This is a genomic window from Simkania negevensis Z, assembly GCF_000237205.1.
GTDB classification, from domain to species: Bacteria; Chlamydiota; Chlamydiia; order Chlamydiales; family Simkaniaceae; genus Simkania; species Simkania negevensis.
Window position 1 is genome coordinate 567,085 of sequence record NC_015713.1, and the last position, 18,372, is coordinate 585,456.

The window sequence follows — 18,372 nt, forward strand, 5'->3', positions numbered from 1 at the left end:
CCTGGCTTCACCATACGAATTTAGGCAATTTTTTCAAAATGAGATTATTTCTTAAGTAAGCGAAGGCTATTTAACCCAACAAGAACGGTGCCTCCTTCGTGGAGGATCACGGCAAGCCAAAGAGGAATCCACCCAAGAAGAGCGGGAGTTGTGACGAGACAAATGACGCCAAGGGCAAGTGTGAGATTTTCTCTAACAATGCGCATGGTTTTACGCGCTTTTGTGTAAAGCCAACTCAGCAGCTTGAGGTCATCTTGTAAAAATACAATGTCTGAAGCATCGATCGCCGTAGCACTTCCAATCTCTCCGAGGGAAATTCCAACGGTCGCACGTGCTAAGGCAGGTGCGTCGTTGATTCCATCTCCGACCATGGCCAGGCCATGTTTCATAGAGAGATTAGAAACCATTTCGAGTTTGTGTTCAGGACGCAGGTCGGAGAGGAACACTTCAATTCCAAGCGATTTTGCAACCGCTGCAGCACTTGCCTGATGATCACCAGTGAGCATCATGAGTTCAAGTCGGTGTTCATTTTTAAGATTTCGAATCACTTCGGGGACTTCTGGTCGTAAGGTGTCTTTAAAATGGAAGACAAAAAGAGACTCTTCGACAAGAAGGAAGGTGACCGATTGGTCTTCTTTAGCGATCAGTGATTTAAGATCGGGCTTTTTTGTAAGCTGCTCTATGATGAAGGCTTCATTTCCAATGAAGACTGTGCGCCCATTTAATTCTCCTTTAAGCCCAAACCCTGGAACGGATTGAAATTTGTCGATATCGAGAGGAGAAAGATTTTTCTTTTTGCCAAACGAGATGATGGCTTCGGCCATGGGGTGAGTGACATGACGCTCTAGGGCAGCAGCTATTTGAATGGCTTCATCGGTTGTACAAACAGGATTTTCTGAAAGGGGAACGACATTTTCGCAGCTCAGTTTTCCTGTCGTAAGAGTCCCTGTCTTGTCAAAGGCGATTGTACGGCAGCTTGCTAAAGCATCGAGGGTGATTCCCCCCTTTAAGAGAATCCCTTTTCGGGCGCAGGCACTAATAGCACTGAGGTAGGCAGTGGGAGTGGCGATAATCAAGGCGCAGGGAGAAGCGGCAATCAAAAACGTCAATGCCCGATAAACCGATCCTTCAATTCCAAAGTAGCTGATCGGAAAGATCCAAGGGAGGAGGATCGAAAAGAGGAAAAAGAGCGAAATGATCGTGATTGCGTAGCTACGCCCAAACCTGTCGAGAAACCGTTGGACGCGTGGTTTCATTTCTTGCGCTTGGTTAATGAGTTGGATAATTTTTGAAAGCGTTGAATCTGCGCTCGTCCGTGTGACACGGATGGTTAAGGTTCCATCTAAGTTACGACTTCCTGCTTGAACTTCATGGTCTTTTGTCTTGGAAACGGGGACACTTTCTCCAGTGAGATGGACGAGGTTAACAAACGAGTTTCCATCGACAACGATTCCATCAAGAGGAACGATTTCACCAGCCCTCACAAGAAGGCGAGTTCCTACTGTGATTTCACGCACCGACTTTTGGAACAGCGTTCCCTTTTCACCTAGTACCGTTGCCATAGTCGGAGAGAGCTCATTTAAATTGAGGAGAGCCCCTTTGGCTTTTCTCGACACGGTTTCTTCCATTGCACCTGAAAATGCAAACAGCACAAGGAGAAGGCCTCCTTCCATTTGACTTCCAATCAAAAAGGAAAGAAAGGCTGCTAGTGTCATGAGGACATCAATATTGATTTCGAGGTTTTTGATGTCTTCAATCGTATTTTGAAGAGCAGGTGTTCCAACTAAAAAATAGACGAAGAGTAGGAGTAAATTGGAAAGAGTTAATGAGTAAAAAGAGGTGATAAATGCGGCAATTAGAAAGACACCAGAGAGAATCGAACTTTTTAAACTGAGGTTTTTGGCCCATTTGCGCGAGTCTTCAGTCAGGAAAGGGCTGATACTTTCTTCCTGGCCTGAAGTAAAAAACTCGTCAAAAATATAAGAGGCCATACAGCTACCTTAGTTGGGAGATGAAGTAGAGAGTTCCAATTGATAAGATTCCAACTGCTAAGTTCCAAATAAGAGATTTGATCAGCGCGTTTCCCTCTCGTTTAGCAGTCACAAGTGTTGCTATGGAAAATAACAAGAACAAGACAATTGTGATACCCCACATTCCCGCAAAAAAGGCTCCGATAAGAGCTCCAATGCCAGCAATAAAAGCACCAACAGCAGCACCAACAGCTTGTTTCAGGGGATGCTCATAGGTTTCTAATGTGAGGCCGAGTTCTTCTTCAAGCATCACACGCAGAAGCCTATTGTCGTCTGCCATCAAGACCTCGACCACTTGATCTAATAATTCACCTGTAAATCCCTTTTGCTCATACATGCCGCGCAGTTCCTTTTTTTCTTGCGCCCTGTGATGCTGGATCTCATACCGCTCTTCTTCAATCAGGCGGTGCAATCGTTCTAAACGTCCCCATCCAAGTAGGGCGCTCCGACCTCCTTTCCATAAAATCCAACCGATAGAAAAAATTGCCAAAAGTGTCACAGGCGCAGACGCTCGAAAAGCAAGCAATAAAATCCAAAATCCTAAAAGAACAATAGCCGTTTCTTTCAAACTATCTGTAGCAGCAACTAAGTGACCAGGTGCTTCTGTCCCATGGATTTCTTGGGTAGCTTTTGCTCCCCGTGCCCGTGCTTCTTTTAAATGTTCGTAGACATCTTTCCCCTTGAAATGGTCCGATTTCAACGTCATTCTGAAACTCCAAAAGTATGATTAGGACATTATACGGTTTCTTTTATTTAAGGAGGAGGGCTTTTAATAGACGACACAAGGTGTGATGGTCTTCAACCGCAATAAGTTCGCGCGCCGCATGCATTGAAAGCTGCGCTAAGCCGATGTCAACCGTGGGGATTCCTGTCCGCGTAGCTGTGAGAGCTCCGACCGTGCTGCCACAAGGGAGGTCAGAATGGCACGCAAAGTCTTGATAAGGGATGTTTTCTTTTTGGCAAGTTTGAACGAGGTGAGCGCTTGTAAGTCCTTGCGTGGCATAGCGCTGATTTGCATTGTGTTTGATGACGATTCCCTTGCCCATGCGAGGAGCATTGTTGCTATCATATTTTTTCTTGTGAAGGGGATGGTAGGCATGAGCTAAGTCAATAGAGATAAGCTGAGAGTGTCGCTTAAGGCGAATAAAATTTTCCTCTCCCAATTTGAAAGAGAGGGAGATCCGTGTCATGACATCGAGGAAAAAGGGGGAGCTTGCCCCTTCATCCGTTTGAGAGCCGATTTCCTCATGATTCCAGAAGATGGCCATTTGGATGGTTTCTTCAGGTATTTTATCCGTTGCGAGGAGTGCGAGAAGTGAGGCATGAGCACTGACTAAATTATCGAGACGGTAGGAAGCAAGGAGACTGCTATTTTGCCCGATGATTCGGGGTGCATCACAGGGGACAAGATAGAGGTCAAATCCGAGAAGATTGTCTGTGACAACAGGCTTTAAAAGATCGTGAAAGAGACTGTCAGGATCTTTTCCTTTGGCTTCGATTCCAAGTAAGGGGCAAAGATGGTCTTGTTTACTCACAGGTTTAGGCTTGTCGTTTTGTTCACGATCGAGATGGATTGCAAGAGTGGGAATCAGAACAGGCGTTTGGTCGAGGTAGATCAGTTTTTCTTCGATTTCTCCATCGGGTGTTCCAACTAGGAGTCTTCCTCCGATTGCAAGATCACGGTTGATCCAAGTACTTATAATGGGGCTCCCATAGCTTTCAACACGTAAGAAGGGAATGCCCTCTTCAACAAAAAGGGGATGGGGCTTGAGTTTAAGCGCAGGACTATCTGTGTGAGAGGCTAAAATGGTTGAGCGAACTGGAGTATTTTTAGGTAGGGTGAACGCGCAAAGAGAGCCTCCTCGTTCCACAAAGTACCGCTCACCTGGTTTCAGATCCCACTTTTCCCCTTCTTCTAAAGGAGTAAAATCTTGTTGCGCTAGTCGCAACCCAATTTGAGAAACTGCATGCCAAGGGGTTGGCGAGCTTTGGAGAAAAAGTATAAGATCTTGAAGAGGTGCGTAATTCATGAACTTTTTTTAACAAATTTGCTGATAAAAAGCGAGGCAATGCTCAATTTGCTTTATAAATGAGAGGAGAGGGGATTGACAATGAAAAAAGAAACCTGCCGCAGGTAAGCGGCAGGTTTTGAAGATGTTAGACGGTAACAGCTTTGTAGTTTCCGTGCTCTTCGTGGAGCGCTTGTACCGTTTTTTTATTTTCGGCAAGGCGCTTGTCTGAAGTGGGGTGAGTTGAAATCCATTCCATAGCTTTTCCAAGCCAAGAGTCTGTTTGGTGTGAATGACCAATCTCTTGGAAAAGTTTTTGAAGCGCTAAACTTCCACGGACATCATAGCCGGCTTTATACATGAGCTCGATTCCGTACTTATCAGCTTCGTACTCAGCACCGCGGCTTTCTGCAAGCATATAAAGCTGCGTAGCATAGTAAGCAAAATAATCGAACACAACTGTGACAATTCTGCGGAGGCCTTCATACTTTTTAAGCTCATCTGCTGTTTCGATATGAGCACGGTGGGAGCCTTTTTCCTCACCTTTTTCAACAGCTTCTTGTTCTTTGCGGCTAATGAAGATGTTTGCAGCAATCTTTCCAACGAAAAGAGCAAGCTGAATGAGAAGTGTTTTTTCGAGACGTTTACGTGTATGTCCAATAGCTGCATGAGAGACTTCATGTCCGACAACGGCTGCTAAAACGTCATCTTTTGTGAGTCCTTCCCATTCGGTTAGATCCATCTTATCAATCTTGTTGATCAGACCGCTATGGAAAGCGAGTTTTCCACCTGGCATCGCCCAAGCATTGATCACGCTTGAGTCAAGAACAGTCACTTCGTATTCAAACTGTTGGTCTTCACCTTCACGTTGAGCATGCTTAGCAGTTTTTTCAACCATGTTAGATAGACGAGTTTGTTGCTTATCATCATTGAGCTTTCCACCTTGAGAGGCGCAAGTTGTAGGATAGAGTGCTTCTCCTAAAACTTTTTCTACCCAGGTTGGGAGATACCAAAACTCTCGGTAGCCTGTAATGGCATTTTTTGGATAAACAAAATCAAAAATTGATTGGATACGATCAAATAGACTTGGGCAAAGGTGATAAACCGCACTAGCTGCATTTGAAGCTTGCGTTTTTGCTCCGTCCCAGAGCCATTCGCCCCATCCTTGGACTTGATCTGACTTTGGAGTGACTTTTTCCATTCCTCAAATTCCTTTTTAAAAAGTTTAAAAAACGAGTTTTTTCATAAAAAAGTTGAAGAAAGCATAAAGAAGCTCAGATTTTTTGAAAAGAATAATGAATCAATCGAATGTCATCAATTACATTGAGTTTTTTATCAATGACATCTCTTAGTGATTTCAAAAAAAATATTTACATGGAAGAAAAAAGCCTTTTTTTTAATTTTCATTATCTTTAAAATCACCGACTTATTTCTTACAAAGGAGAGATCATATGGGAATTATCTCGATGGATTCGGTTTGGGCAGCTTATGAAAGAGTAACAAACACTTTAGGTGGTCTTAGAGCTCATGTGAATACAGGGATTACAAAAGTAACTTCTGGAATTGAAAAGGATGTATCTGCATTTATCGATAAGACTTATGGTAATATGCCAGTTCCGATCGAAGAGTTAGACAAAAAAGACGTTGTTGTCTTGATGGATAAGATTGTTTTTGGAGCAGTGGTTGCAAAGTGGGCAACTATTGCAGTCGCAGCCGCTTCTATTTGGGCTATGAACTATACATCTGCCTTTTCTCCACTTTTAAAAGTGAAGTTTGTTGTTTCACTTTTGGCAGCGCATGAATTTTATCAGATTCAAACGACTTTTGCGGAATCAAAGAGAAAAATTGATAGTCGTATTCTAGGCGATAAAGTGATTTGGTGGAAAGATAGAGACCCTCGGAGTATCTCTCCTTTCTTTTTTACGATCAGTTCTCAACTTGCAACAAACCTGTTATTTTTTAGCCGCTCATTCATGTTTGGGCAAGAAATACGTCTTCTTCCTGACTACATTTATACAAGAACTGAAGCGGCAAAGAAACACGATACAGCAGCTCCTCACTCTGGTGTTCAATGGGTTCCTGATCGCAGTGAGAATCTCGTGACTGTTGCCCAATACGAAGAAGGCTTGAAAGCGGATATCATAAGGTTTATGAATCCGATGACAGCTCGCACTGATCCCTTAAACTCCTACCATGTGGCGAATTTTGCACTTGAGGCATTAAGGCCGATTGCTTTTGCGCGAGCAGCAGCGACATCTGCAGCACTTGCTTTTTATCTGGCATCTGCTTATTTACCACTAGGGTGGATAACGTTTAGCCTTTCTGCAGGAGCAGCATTTTTTGCAGCTGAATTGCACCAAGCTCATGAAAGTTTCAAGGCTGAAGTTTATCAGCCACTCTTGCGCTCTTACCCTACTTCATTAGATGAAATTGAGCAGCTGGTCAATAATGCTTGCGCAAGAGTGAAAGATACGACATGGATCTTGCATAAAGACTTCCTGTTTGGAAAAGAAATTAAGCAATTGCCTACATTCCTTCATCAGCTTTTCGATGAGAAGGGAGACTTTGAAAAAGACACTGTCAAATGGGTTGAAAAGAGCTCTCTGACAGCGATGGTAAAAACGTTAAAAAACTGGAAGATCTATAAACCTCAGTGGCTTGCGACAACATAGTCAATTTCAATAAGGTTATGGTCAGGGTCGCGCAAGTAGATCGATTGAATGGGTCCTATTGCGCCCGTTCTTCTTACAGGTCCCTCTTCGACAGGGACCTTTTTCTTGTTTAGATGAGAGAGCCAATTTTCAAGGGGAGTGCTTGTGATAAAGCAAATGTCCTGACTGCCAGGTGTTGGTTTGTTCGCATGGGGAGCAAACTCTTTTCCTACTTCATGCAGGTTGATTTTTTGAGATCCAAATTTTAAAGCTTTACGCCCTTCTCCAAAAGTAATTTCTTCCATTCCAAGAATCTCAACGTAGAAGAGAATCATCTTTTCAATTTGTCTTGTTGTAATAACAAGATGATCTAGCGCAGAGAGTTTAACCAATCGATTTCATTCCATCTAAGTATTTGTGCAAAACTGTAGGCAAGAGGATAGTTCCATCTTCTTGCTGGTTGTTTTCTAAAAGTGCGACCATGAGGCGAGAAGTCGCAAGTCCTGAACCATTGAGCGTATGGCAAAACTGTGGTTTGTCAGTTCCCTTTTTATACCGGATTTTCGCACGGCGTGCTTGAAAGTCGGTGCAATTAGAAATAGAAGAAACTTCGTAGTAACGATTTTGTCCAGGAAGCCAAACCTCTAAATCAATTGTTTTAGCCGAGGCAAACGACATGTCACCAGTGACAAGTAGCATGCTTCGGTAATGAACGTTAAGCGCTTGCAAAATCTCTTCAGCACTCTTCAGCATCTCTTCATAAATGGCTTCACTTTCTTCAGGGCGTGTCACGCAAAACATTTCGACTTTATTGAATTGGTGCGTTCGGATGAGACCCCGTTCTTGCGAGCCGGCGGCACCTGCTTCACGTCTGAAACAGGGAGTGAACGCCGTGTATTTGCGCGGGAGCGATTCTTCTTCGAGAATCTCATCGAAGTGGAGTCCGTTTAAGACTGCTTCAGAAGTAGGAATCAGGTAGAGGTGGTAATCATCGTCGTGTACTTTATAAAGCTGGTCTTCGAATTTGGGCAAATGAGCCGAACCGTACATGATTTCAGGACGGCCAACGAGAGGAGGAATCCACATTTCAAACCCGTTTGTAATGTGGGTGTCGATCATGAATTGAATGAGAGCCCACTCAAGGCGTGCACCCAGTCCACGGTAACAAGGCCAACCTGTTCCTCCAATTTTAGCGCCCCGTTTAAAGTCAAACAGCTTCAGCTTCTCATTGAGTTCCATGTGATTTTTGGGCTCGAAAGAAAAAGAGGGTTTTTCTCCAAAAGTTTTGATGCAGACGTTATCAGCAGGGTCGAGTGAGTTTTTGATGTCTTCCATAGGGAGGTTCGGGAAACAAGCCACATGATCATGAAAGGCTTTTTCAAGCTCCATTAACTGATGATCAAGTTTTTGGATTTCATCTCCTACACCGGCAATTTCTTCCATGAGTTTGGAGACATCTTCTCCTTTGCGTTTTTTTTCACCAATTTGCTTGGCATTTTGATTTTTTTGATTTTTTAATTGCTCGACTTGATTTTTTATTTGACGGATCTCTTCATCGAGTTTCAAAATAGGAGCAATTGAAACCGCTGGGTCTTTTGTTTTTAGCTTAGCTTCAATCCCTTTGGGGTCATTTCGAATAAGTTTTATATCAAGCATCAAAAATCTCCTTTCGCAAGAGATCATCTTAGCAGAGGTGAGCTTTTCCTTGAAAGGAAGGATTTTTATTGGTATTCTAGGGTATTATTATATTTAAACATTTTTTGAGTCATGACCAAGAAAAAACATCCTGAAGCACAAAACCCCTTGATTCTCCGTTTTCACCGCTTGATGGACGCCTTTGCAAAATCTGATGATGAACGGGATTTCTACCTAGACCGTATTGAAGGATTTATCGTCTTTGCCGACCTGGATAAAGGTTTAGAAGATATCGATCGCCTCGAAGTCGAGATCGAAAATAACTTGGATCGGTACTGTCTCATTCCCAAAATGACCTTTTATGAAACCAAGAAATTCATGGAAGGGTTTGTGAATGAAAAAGTTTACGACATCGACACCAAAGAAAAACTGCTCGATATCATCCAATCAAAAGAGGCGCGCGAAAACTTTCTTGAGTTCATTTATGACCATCTGACTGAACTTGAAAAATGGCAACAGTATTATCATGAAAGATCTCGCATTCGGGTAATTGAATGGCTCCGCATGCAAGAATTTAGCTTTGTTTTTGAAGAAGATCTCGAACTGTCGAAAAATGTTTTAGAAAAAGTAAAGCAGCACATTTTTGAGACTAAAGTTCCTCGCGATGTGCAAACAGCACGTGATGCAATTGGAGCCAAAGCAAAAACATATTACTCAAATGAAGCCTTGAACCCAAGACCCAAGCGAGGACGCCCACCAAAGCAAGCAGCAAAAGTTGAAATTGAGCCGCAATACACAATCGACATTTATAAAACAGTTCCTCCCGAAGCCCGTCCCTTCCTTTATATGCCAGACTTTACCAGCACTTCGGTGACCTTCTCTGCGAAGTTTGATACTGAAGCGCAACTCATTGCCAGCTTGCGCGGAAGCTCACGCGTTAAAATCGACTCTCGCCTCGAAGCACTTTCACAACGTCTTGAGTCGTTACGCCACCTTTCAGACCGGTTGCGCACTTCTTCAGGTCTTGGCGTTGAAAAAGAAGAAAAGCTTTTCGAAGCTGTAAGCCGCACAGGTACTGACCCAGAAGCAGGAAAAGGAAGCAAGATTGCAGACATTGCAAAAGGACTTTTGCCCAAGAAAAAAGGACGACCACCGAAAGAAAAAGCTGAAATTCAAGAGCTCATGAAGAAAAAGCGTGAAGCAGGAATTAAGCAAGTGACACAGATTAAGAAAAAGAAAACTTAGGGCGCCATGATGCAAGGGTTGGAAGTTAAAAATCGATTGCAAGAACTCCTCGCGATTGCAGAGGAAAAATCCCTCAAAGATTTGTGTTTTGACACGCTTCAAACGATGATGCGTTGCCGCTATGTCGACGATAAAATGCAAAAACTCGTCCGCCAAAACAAAGGGGGAACATTCCATCTTTGCGCCAATGGACACGAGATGATCGGTGCTCTGAGCGCCCTCTCGTTAAAACCTGGAAAAGATTGGGGGCTTCCCTACTATCGGGATCGGGCCTTTGCTTTAGGATTAGGCTGCACTCTCGAAGAGGTTTTAGGAGCCTTTTTAGCTCGTGAAGTTGATCACCACTCTGGTGGGCGGATGATGCCCGAACACTTCTCCCATAAGACATTGCGGATTCCCTGCCAATCAAGCGTTGTCGGTTCCCAGTTTCTCCAAGCTGTAGGAGTGGCCAAAGCGGCCCGTCTAGCCGACACCGATGAAGTCGTTTATGTCTCAGCAGGAGATGGAGCCACTTCTCAAGGTGATTTTCACGAAGCACTCAACTACGCCTGTATCCACAAACTCAGTGTGATCTTTGTGATTCAAGACAATGGCTGGGCCATTTCAGTTCCAGTTGAAGAGCAGACTGCCGGGGGCTCAATTGTGCACATGGCTAGGGGCTACGTAGGGCTTACCGTTCATGATGTGGATGGCTGCGACTTTGAGCAGGTTTCAAAAGCATTAGACGCTTCCGTCCGAAAAGGGCGCGAAGGGCTTGGCCCTTCACTTATTGTGGCAAAGATTCCACGCCTTGGAGCCCACAGTAGCAGTGACGACCCTAAAAAATACAAGACCGATGCCCATTTCGAAGAAGAAACAAAGCGCGACCCTCTGCCCCGCTTTGAAGCATGGCTGATCGACCATGGAATCCTGAGTCCTGAAGAGATCGAAAGGCTTCGCGACAATGTAAAAGAAGAAATTGAAACGGCAGCAGTCACTGCCGACCAGATTCCCATCCAAGATCCAGACCGCGTCCTCGACCACATCTACAAGCCAACCCCAGTGACTCTCCATGAAGAGAAAGAAAAGCGCGGTGAAGCTGTTGTGATCATGGATGCCCTAAACCACGCCCTCGATGAAGAGATGGAGCGGGATGAGGGGGTCATCATCTTTGGACAAGACGTTGCTCATGGGAAAGGAGGCGTATTCGGTATTACACGAGGCCTGACAGAGAAATATGGGGTCGACCGGTGCTTCAATACCCCCTTAGCTGAATCGACCATTGTAGGGACCGCTATCGGCCTCTCAGTCTATGGGAATTTCAAACCCGTTGCCGAGGTCCAATTTTGCGACTACCTTTGGACAGGTATTAATCAACTTTTTAATGAACTTGCCAGTTACCACTACCGTTCAAACGGAGAGTGGAACTGTCCTGTGGTCCTCCGGACCCCAACTGGGGGATATATTCAAGGAGGTCCTTACCATTCCCAAAATATCGAAGCGTTTTTAGCTCATTGCCCCGGCCTCAAAGTTGTGATGCCCAGCAATGCTGCCGATGCCAAGATGCTTCTTAAAAGCGCCATTCGGGACCCCAATCCTGTGGTCTTTCTCGAGCACAAAGGGCTCTATCGCCAGCGCGTTTTCTGTGCCCAAAGTGAGCCTACTAAAGACGAAATCCTTCCCCTAGGCAAAGCCAAGGTGGTGCGTGAGGGATCAGACGTGACGGTGATTTGCTATGGGATGATGGTTCATATGTGCTATGAAATCGCGCAGCAGCTTGAAGAGATCGATGTTGAGATCATTGATCTTCGCACCTTAAGCCCTCTCGATTTTGAGACCATTTTAACCTCTGTTGAAAAAACAGGAAAGGCCCTTATCGTGCATGAAGCCCCCCTCACTTGCGGCTTTGGAGCTGAAATCGCCGCTCAAATTGCAGAAAAGGGATTTGAATTTCTCGATGCCCCTGTTAAAAGACTGGGCAGCCTCGATACCTGCGTTCCGTATTGCAAAGAGCTCGAAGATCGGGTCCTTCCGCAAAAAACAGACATCCAAGCAGCAATCCGCTCTCTTGCTTCTTATTAAACAGTGTTCTGGGTTTATAACATTCGTGAAAATAAAATCATGAATATGCTGCCTTCTTGTCTTGAAAAGGGCCTTTAGCCCTTCCAGACTGCAAAAATACCGAGAATTTAAGAGAACTCTCTTGCCTGAAACTAAGCAAAATAAACCCAGAAGGTTATTGATTAGTTTTCAGCACAGAGATTACTGAGGTAGAGTGATAACTTTTTAGTCTCACTCTATGATCTCGCAAAAAATTAAAACAAGCGATTTGGAAAGACATCTTAACACTCAGGGCCTGACGATTCCGGTTAATCACCTAAACTCTGAGTTAGAAAATCAAATAAGACTTAGGGTGTATCTATATTCAAACTTTTGAACACATTTGAGTACACTGTTGATTGTATAGACATCACAGAGAGATAAGTTCTCTCTGTGATGCAAAAAAAATTCTAGTTAAGTGGAGATAAACGGAATTCACTGACTTTCTTGTTGAATTCGACTTTAAGAACAATGTGCAGTGCGTTAAATTCTTCTCGGTTTTTATCATAATGATCATAAACTTTTTGGAATTCACCTTGATTCATCTTGCCGATCTCTTTTAGTCTAGTAGGGATCTTGAAAGTAAGGGAAATGGTGTGAAGACCTGCGCGAGTAAAGCACTCGTTAAAGGCGCTTTTTAGAGGCTCAGATACACTTATCCATCTTGTAGCGTCTGCCGTATATCTCGTACGCCAACCCTGGATGATATAGGCATCATCAAAACCCTTTAAATCCTCAGGAGTTTTGGGGGTTGGATAAAAGAAGAAGCCGATCTCTTTCATGGCGTTGCAAAGAGCCACTTGAGTTTTGAAATCTAATTTAGCTAGTCCTTTATGTTGCAGGAGTGAAAACGCAAGCCAAGAGAGTTGGTCTTTTGAGAGGCTTTGGACCTCTTTTTCTGATTGTGGAAGAGGAAGCTCGGTGATTTCAAACGTTTCTTTTGCTTTGCTCATTTCAGCGTAAATTTTGCCTTCTGGCAAGGGGAGATTAAACTCATAAAAGCGGGCATGAAGTGCTGGAAGAGCAGCTTTGTCAATTTTATCTTTTTGGCTTGCATAATCTGCGTGGAGTTTTCGAACGCCTGCCTCACTTAAATCTTTAACTTCCTCTGTTTTATTTGGAATAACAGGAGCAGCAAGAAAGTTCAAAGCAAAGATTTTAACGATTTCGCCTGCTGCATTGCAAAGGAAAAGAGTGACAGCACCGGAAAAATTCAAAGGAAGATTGAACCGAGGTGCAATGACAGTCATGAGAGCTGTTGAAAGGGCAAGGGGAGTCATACTTGCAATCATTTTTTGACTTGCCATGTCATCAATTTTAAAGGCAGTCTGACCCACTTGGACGCTCAGACTATTCACTAAGCCAGTGAGTGCACCATTTACGAGCGAGAGCGAGCTGAAGCGGGAAGCTAAAGCGCCTGATGCTGCATAAAGACCTGCACGGAGAGCAAAATCTACAGGATTTTGCCTTTGTAAAGAAGGAAATTGAAATTGCATGAGATACCTCTTTTTCTAAAAAATTTGCAACAAGGATACCATGGAGTTAGAAAAAAAAGACATAAAAAAAGAGCGCTCCAAGGAGCGCTCTTTTTACCAATTAGATGATAAAAATCTAATATTAGATACCTGGAATGTAAGGAACGTCCACACCAAAGTAAGTCTCAGCACCGTATACTACTCCGTATCCTAATGCTGCAAGACCATATTGTATAGGATGACTTACAACTGAACCCAAAATTGACTTTCCAAAGCCAATGACTTTGTCTGTTGTAGACTTCTCAGGTGTTTTAGGATCTATCTTCTTTGGAACGACTTGCTCTGCAAGACCAGCTTTTTTGTACTCGACGTTAAGAGCTGTAATAACGTCAGCATCCGTGAGTTTAGGAGCTTTGCCGAAGATCGCTTCATGCTGAGCATGTAAAGCTTGAAGTTCTAGCTTGCCAAGTTTTGCAGGAGCGTCTTTGTCAGCTGGCTTTGTAGCTTTGATCACTCCAGCAGCGAGGATAGCTTTTTCAAGAGCTTCAACGATTTTAGCATCCATTTTGTCTGTGTAAGAAGCGAAGTTAGCATAGACGAAAGTAAGTTGAGCAGGAGTCATTTTTCCAGCTTCTTCTTCTTTTTCTGGCTTCTTAGCATGTAGTTCGATGATTTTTGCATCAAGAGCTACTTTAACGTCTTTGTCCATACCAGCTGTGTAAACAGTGTAGTGCTCAAAAGCGTATCTGACAACAGCAGGATCTAGGCTGTCAACATCTTCTTTTTTAGCAGGCTTTTCAGCAAGCTTCAACTCACCGATACGCTTCTCTAGAGCTTTTTGACCTGCATCATTCAAAGCCATTCCTTCTGGAGCTGCTTTGAAGATGAAGACGATAACATCAGAACGTGCGTCAACGACGTCTTTAGAGTTTTTAAGTCCTTTAGCAGTTTCTGTGTAAAGGCCATCTTTCTCGAAACGAGCAAAGAATGCTTCATGTAGTTCTGCTGGGATTTCTGGCTCTTCTTCGCCTTTTTTAGTTGTTTTTTCAGTCCACTTTGCGTAGATCTCTTTTACTTCTTCAGCTGTGAAAGCTGCAACTTTGCTTTCTGCAGTTGGAGCGCTAGTGACGTATGCTTTCACAACGCCAAGAACGAGCTCAGCAAGGAAACTTGCTGCGCAGGATTTCATGATTGCGTCTTTTGCGAAGTCAAGGCCTACACGTCCAAGAAGAGTAGCTGCGCTAGGCTGCGATAATGCGAAGAACGCTGCACCTAAAGTTGCTGCAGAAACGATTGTTTTGCTAGCAAAAGATTCTTCAAATCCAGCGAGCTTAACGAGTTGTTGTACGCCAGCTGCGAATGTGTTAAGAGCTGCTCCGAAAATCGCACCTTCTTTCATTTGAAGAGGGTAGAATGCTTTTGAAGCAAGAGCACCAGCTCCAGCACCAACAAGTGTGTGCGAAGCTACATCGAATAATGTTTCTAGGTATGATTGGTTTCCCTGAATTGGTTTTGCCATATCTCAATCCTTAAATTTAAGAAAAAGTTTAAACAATGTGAAGGATTATAAAAGACCGTGCAATTAATGGGAATCAAATAAAAAATTTTAATTCAAGAGAGGTGAAGATTTTCCGTTAATCCTTTAAAAATAAGAGCTTGAGATCAAATATTTAGAGATGATATGGCGATGTAACTGCTAAAAAAGGATGGGGCGCAAAAAGCGCCCCTAATGATTTAGTTTTAATAAGTGATAGCAATCGGTGTATATTTGTATGTGCCCGTTGTAAACACATGATTAAATGCTTCTTGGCATGGTCTATCTAGTTTTGCCCACTGCTCAGGGTTTTTTCTGAAATACGTATACCAATTTGAACCATCTTTGAGTTTTTGGATATCCACTAGTTTTAACGGTGTGTAGATGGTATGAAGAGCGTCTTTATATCCTTCTACGGTTTTGAAACGTTCGTTAAAGGCCTCTTTTTCAGCCATTGTGAAATAACGAATAAACTGATGGATATTGTCTGGATCACCTGAAAAATGGTCAAAAAGTGATTTTGCAGCGCTGTCTGAAAGTGTCTTGATCTCTTCGGTACTTGTAGGGACGTAATAAAAGTACCGATTAAACTTTTTTAAGAAAAGGGCGTTGATCTTGACTTGTTCCTCCAGGGAATATGCTTTGAAGTCGCCATCAGTCGCAAAATGACAGTAGAGCCAGCTCAGTTGATTGGCTGAAAAAGCTTCAATATCCTCAATAGATGGCTTTGGATCTATCTTGATGCGGTAATAAGGTCGCTTCTCTGCATTGATATTTGCGATGGTGTCTCTATTGGGAAGAGGGAGGTCGTGCTGAAAGAAACATAAATGAAGGGCTTCATAAAGGGGGTTATTTTCTGGAGTCTTTCCGAATTTTGCGGTCATAGAGTCTGGGAAGACATTTGCATAGCGAAGGGCATAAGCGTCTAGTTTCTGGATGTCTTCAATTGTTGCTGGAGCTTTTGGTGCAAGAGCCTTGTCTAGATTTTCTAGCTCGTCGACAAGTTCTTCAAAGGCAGCATGATCCATTGCTGTAAAGTCTTGAAAATTGGCATGGATATGACGGAGCATTTTTTCAGTGAGATTTTCAACATCGTCTACTCTAAGCGGAAGCTTTTGCTCGAAAAAGCGGGTGTAAAGGGCATCCCAAAGTGGGGCTTGGTCTTCTGATTTTTTTATTCTGGTGATTTCAGAGAGCATTGTGCTGTCACTGTCCTCATAGACACAGCGGACAGAAAAAGCGTCTAGTTTTTGGATGTCCTCTACAGCTTTTGGTGGCTTTGGAAATAGATCCTCTTGTTGTAATTTGGCAAGACGATTGGCGAACTCATTGAAAACAGAAGTATTCATTTTGTAGTTTTCAAAGTTGTCACGGATGTGGAGAAGGGTTTTTTTGCTATGTCTATCGAAATCATCAACTGGGAGAGGAAGTCCTTCCTCAATGAAACGGGTGTAAAGGGCCTCCCAAAGGGGGGCTTCTTCATCGAGCGAAACGATTTCATCTTCCATATGATCATCTAAATATTCATACGCATAGCGAACACCAAAAGCATCTAATTTTTTGATATCTTCCAAAGTTTTTGGTGGCTTAGGAAGAAGATCTTCTTGTTTTAAATCTTGAAGCTTTTCAACAAATGCTGCAAAGACTTCAGGTGTCATTTTTTTGAAGTTCTCAAAGTGGTTACGCATGTGGAGAAGGTTTTTTTCAGTGAGATCTTTAAGCTCTTTAGGAGATGCAGGAAGCTTAGGGGCGTCCCAGCTGGCAATGTAGGGGACTAAAAATAAAATGGCTTCGCCAAAGACATTGAAAAGACCGAGTTTGTAGACAAAGTCTTGTGTGAGGGCTAGATCAGCATGCATTGCAAGAGCTGGAGCTGCTTGCGCGACAATCAAGGTAGCTGCAGCTAAAGAAACCACACCGATGATCATTTTTTTAAGGTGATTCTCTTCTTCTTGGACGAACTGTGAGGCGAATGAGACTGTCGCTGCGTTAAAAGTTGAAATAACTAGCGCGACAGGATTGATTCTACCCATTAATAAAGAACTTGCACTGTATGCCGCTGCGCGGGTTGCAACGTCTTTGATAGGTGGGAAGTAATTTGTAAATGAATTTTTTTGAGCTGAGCTACTTGGTTTTGTAGAATCCATAAACCTCAAACCTCTTGTAAATTTTTTGTTTTGATTGGGGGAATTATATAGAACGAAGAGATTTGGGGGAAGTTTCTTTTTCTACTTAAACAATGTCGAAAACCCCGTTTTGACGTTGTTTGAATAGAGAGATGGGGCGCTAGAAGCGCCCCTTAAAAATTAGTCTTTGTGAGTGATAGCAATTTCAGCTAATTTTTTTCCTTTAAATAGGTTGTTGAACGCTTCTTGCCGCGCTTTGTCAACTTTTGCCCATTCTTCTGGGTTATTGGTGAAATATTTGTGCCAAGTTGTCGCAACTTGGGGTTTTTTGAAGTCTTCAATATCAGGAATCTTATAAGTGGTTCCAAAAGAGGCTAATGGCGGAGTTAATTTTGTAAAGCGCTCGTTTAATGCGTTTTTTACATCCATTGGTAAGCAAATGAATCGGCTATTTGCTGTTTTTATAATTTTATCATAATATGCATGGAGCTCTTTTGCGCTTTCATCAGAAAGGTCGGCAATATTGGCCATTGTTGGGCTGTAATGCCAAGTTGACTTAAATTTCTCGTCAAAGATTTTATTGAGCGCGATCTGATCATTGATCGAATAGGTCGCAAAAACCTCAAATTTTACTCCAATTTGACAATAGAGCCATGAGAGTTTGTTAATTGAAAAGCCTTGGACCTGTTCGAGGGATGGCAAAGGGTCAATCTTGATGTGGTAATAACCTTTGTTCACTTTAATTACATTTTCGATGGTGTCTCCACGGGGAAGAGAAAGGTCTTGTTCAAAGAAACGTGTATGAAGAGCTTCCCAAAGAGGTTTAGTATCAGATTTCATTGCGCTGATTTCAGTGTTCATTTTGTCTGGGAAAGCATGTGCAAAATGGACGGAAAAGACGTCTAATTGCTGGATCTCTTCTAGGCTTTTTGGAGGTTTTGGCAAAATATCCTCTTTTTTCATCTCTTCGAGCTTTGTGACAAATGCTGTAAAGACATCTGCGGACATGGCTGCATAGTCTTCGAAGTGGTTGCGCATGTAAAGAAAGTTTTTTTCGGTAAGCTTTTCGAGTTCTTCAACAGATTCTGGAAGCTTTGGAGCATTCCACTTTGCGAGGTAGGGAAGGGAGAATAAAACAGCTTCACCCAAAGCATTGAAACAAGCAAGTTTCAGAGCAACATCTTGTGTAAAAGCAAATGCAACGCGACCAACTAAAGCAGGAGAGACTTTTACAGCAATAAAAGTGGTTGCAAATAAAGAAATTACTGCGATGATTGCCTTTTTAAGGGCCTTGTCATCTTCTTTCGAGAATTGTGAAGCAAACGAGACGGTCACTGCATTCAAAGTTGAAATTGATAAAGCGACAGGATCGACTCTCCCCAACAATAAGGATGTTGCACCATATGCCGCCGCGCGGGTTGCAACGTCTTTGATAGGTGGGAAATAATTTGTAAAAGAACTTTTTGCAGCTGAGCTGTCTGTTTTTACAGAATCCATAATATCTCAAACCTTTTGTAAATTTTTTGTTATGATTGGCAAAAATTATATAAGAAAGAAGAGTTTGTGAAAAGCTTCATTTTCAAGAAAG

13 protein-coding genes are annotated in these 18,372 nt (G+C 42.9%); 3 read left to right on the forward strand and 10 right to left on the reverse strand.

Annotated elements, in window-relative coordinates; genetic code table 11:
- Positions 1 to 44: 44 nt before the first annotated feature.
- From SNE_RS03160 to SNE_RS03175, 4 genes are all read right to left on the reverse strand, one after another.
- The gene (locus SNE_RS03160; protein WP_013942882.1) at positions 45 to 1,991 is read right to left on the reverse strand and encodes a heavy metal translocating P-type ATPase; all 1,947 of its coding nucleotides are present in this window, start codon (positions 1,989 to 1,991) and stop codon (positions 45 to 47) included.
- A 4-nt stretch (positions 1,992 to 1,995) separates the two neighbouring features.
- Positions 1,996 to 2,736 carry a VIT1/CCC1 transporter family protein gene (locus tag SNE_RS03165; protein WP_013942883.1) on the reverse strand — a complete coding sequence of 247 codons (741 nt, stop codon included), beginning with the start codon at positions 2,734 to 2,736 and terminating at the stop codon, positions 1,996 to 1,998.
- Positions 2,737 to 2,779: 43 nt separating this feature from the next.
- The gene (locus tag SNE_RS03170; RefSeq protein ID WP_013942884.1) at positions 2,780 to 4,060 is read right to left on the reverse strand and encodes a M18 family aminopeptidase; all 1,281 of its coding nucleotides are present in this window, start codon (positions 4,058 to 4,060) and stop codon (positions 2,780 to 2,782) included.
- Between the two features lie 127 nt (positions 4,061 to 4,187).
- A complete protein-coding gene (locus tag SNE_RS03175) occupies positions 4,188 to 5,240 on the reverse strand; it encodes a M48 family metallopeptidase (RefSeq protein ID WP_013942885.1) in 1,053 nt (350 codons plus the stop codon).
- Between the two features lie 250 nt (positions 5,241 to 5,490).
- Between SNE_RS03175 and SNE_RS03180 the strand changes: the two genes are divergently transcribed.
- The gene (locus tag SNE_RS03180) at positions 5,491 to 6,711 is read left to right on the forward strand and encodes a hypothetical protein (RefSeq protein WP_013942887.1); all 1,221 of its coding nucleotides are present in this window, start codon (positions 5,491 to 5,493) and stop codon (positions 6,709 to 6,711) included.
- Here SNE_RS03180 and SNE_RS03185 read toward each other — a convergent pair.
- A complete protein-coding gene (locus tag SNE_RS03185; RefSeq protein WP_013942888.1) occupies positions 6,690 to 7,082 on the reverse strand; it encodes a VOC family protein in 393 nt (130 codons plus the stop codon). The two genes, SNE_RS03180 and SNE_RS03185, sit on opposite strands and share 22 nt — an antisense overlap.
- Positions 7,075 to 8,346, reverse strand: a complete 1,272-nt coding sequence (gene serS / locus SNE_RS03190; protein ID WP_041418735.1) for a serine--tRNA ligase — start codon at positions 8,344 to 8,346, stop codon at positions 7,075 to 7,077. Before serS ends, SNE_RS03185 begins: the two co-directional genes overlap by 8 nt.
- A 111-nt stretch (positions 8,347 to 8,457) precedes the next feature.
- Between serS and SNE_RS03195 the strand changes: the two genes are divergently transcribed.
- Together SNE_RS03195 and SNE_RS03200 are read left to right on the forward strand one after the other, a co-directional pair.
- Positions 8,458 to 9,570, forward strand: coding sequence for a UPF0158 family protein (locus SNE_RS03195; protein ID WP_013942890.1), 1,113 nt, complete (start codon positions 8,458 to 8,460; stop codon positions 9,568 to 9,570).
- 6 nt (positions 9,571 to 9,576) lie between these two features.
- The gene (locus SNE_RS03200; RefSeq protein WP_013942891.1) at positions 9,577 to 11,631 is read left to right on the forward strand and encodes an alpha-ketoacid dehydrogenase subunit alpha/beta; all 2,055 of its coding nucleotides are present in this window, start codon (positions 9,577 to 9,579) and stop codon (positions 11,629 to 11,631) included.
- 428 nt (positions 11,632 to 12,059) lie between these two features.
- Here the strand turns inward: SNE_RS03200 and SNE_RS03205 are convergent, their stop codons facing one another.
- The 4 genes from SNE_RS03205 to SNE_RS03220 all read right to left on the reverse strand — a co-directional run bounded on the left by SNE_RS03205 (position 12,060) and on the right by SNE_RS03220 (position 18,281).
- On the reverse strand, positions 12,060 to 13,145 hold the full coding sequence (locus SNE_RS03205; RefSeq protein WP_013942892.1) for a hypothetical protein: 1,086 nt from the start codon (positions 13,143 to 13,145) through the stop codon (positions 12,060 to 12,062).
- Between the two features lie 121 nt (positions 13,146 to 13,266).
- Positions 13,267 to 14,643, reverse strand: a complete 1,377-nt coding sequence (locus tag SNE_RS03210; protein WP_013942894.1) for a hypothetical protein — start codon at positions 14,641 to 14,643, stop codon at positions 13,267 to 13,269.
- Positions 14,644 to 14,864: 221 nt separating this feature from the next.
- Positions 14,865 to 16,805, reverse strand: a complete 1,941-nt coding sequence (locus tag SNE_RS03215; RefSeq protein ID WP_013942895.1) for a hypothetical protein — start codon at positions 16,803 to 16,805, stop codon at positions 14,865 to 14,867.
- Positions 16,806 to 16,964: 159 nt separating this feature from the next.
- Complete coding sequence (locus SNE_RS03220) at positions 16,965 to 18,281, reverse strand: hypothetical protein (protein ID WP_013942896.1); 1,317 nt, start codon at positions 18,279 to 18,281, stop codon at positions 16,965 to 16,967.
- Positions 18,282 to 18,372 lie beyond the last annotated feature (91 nt).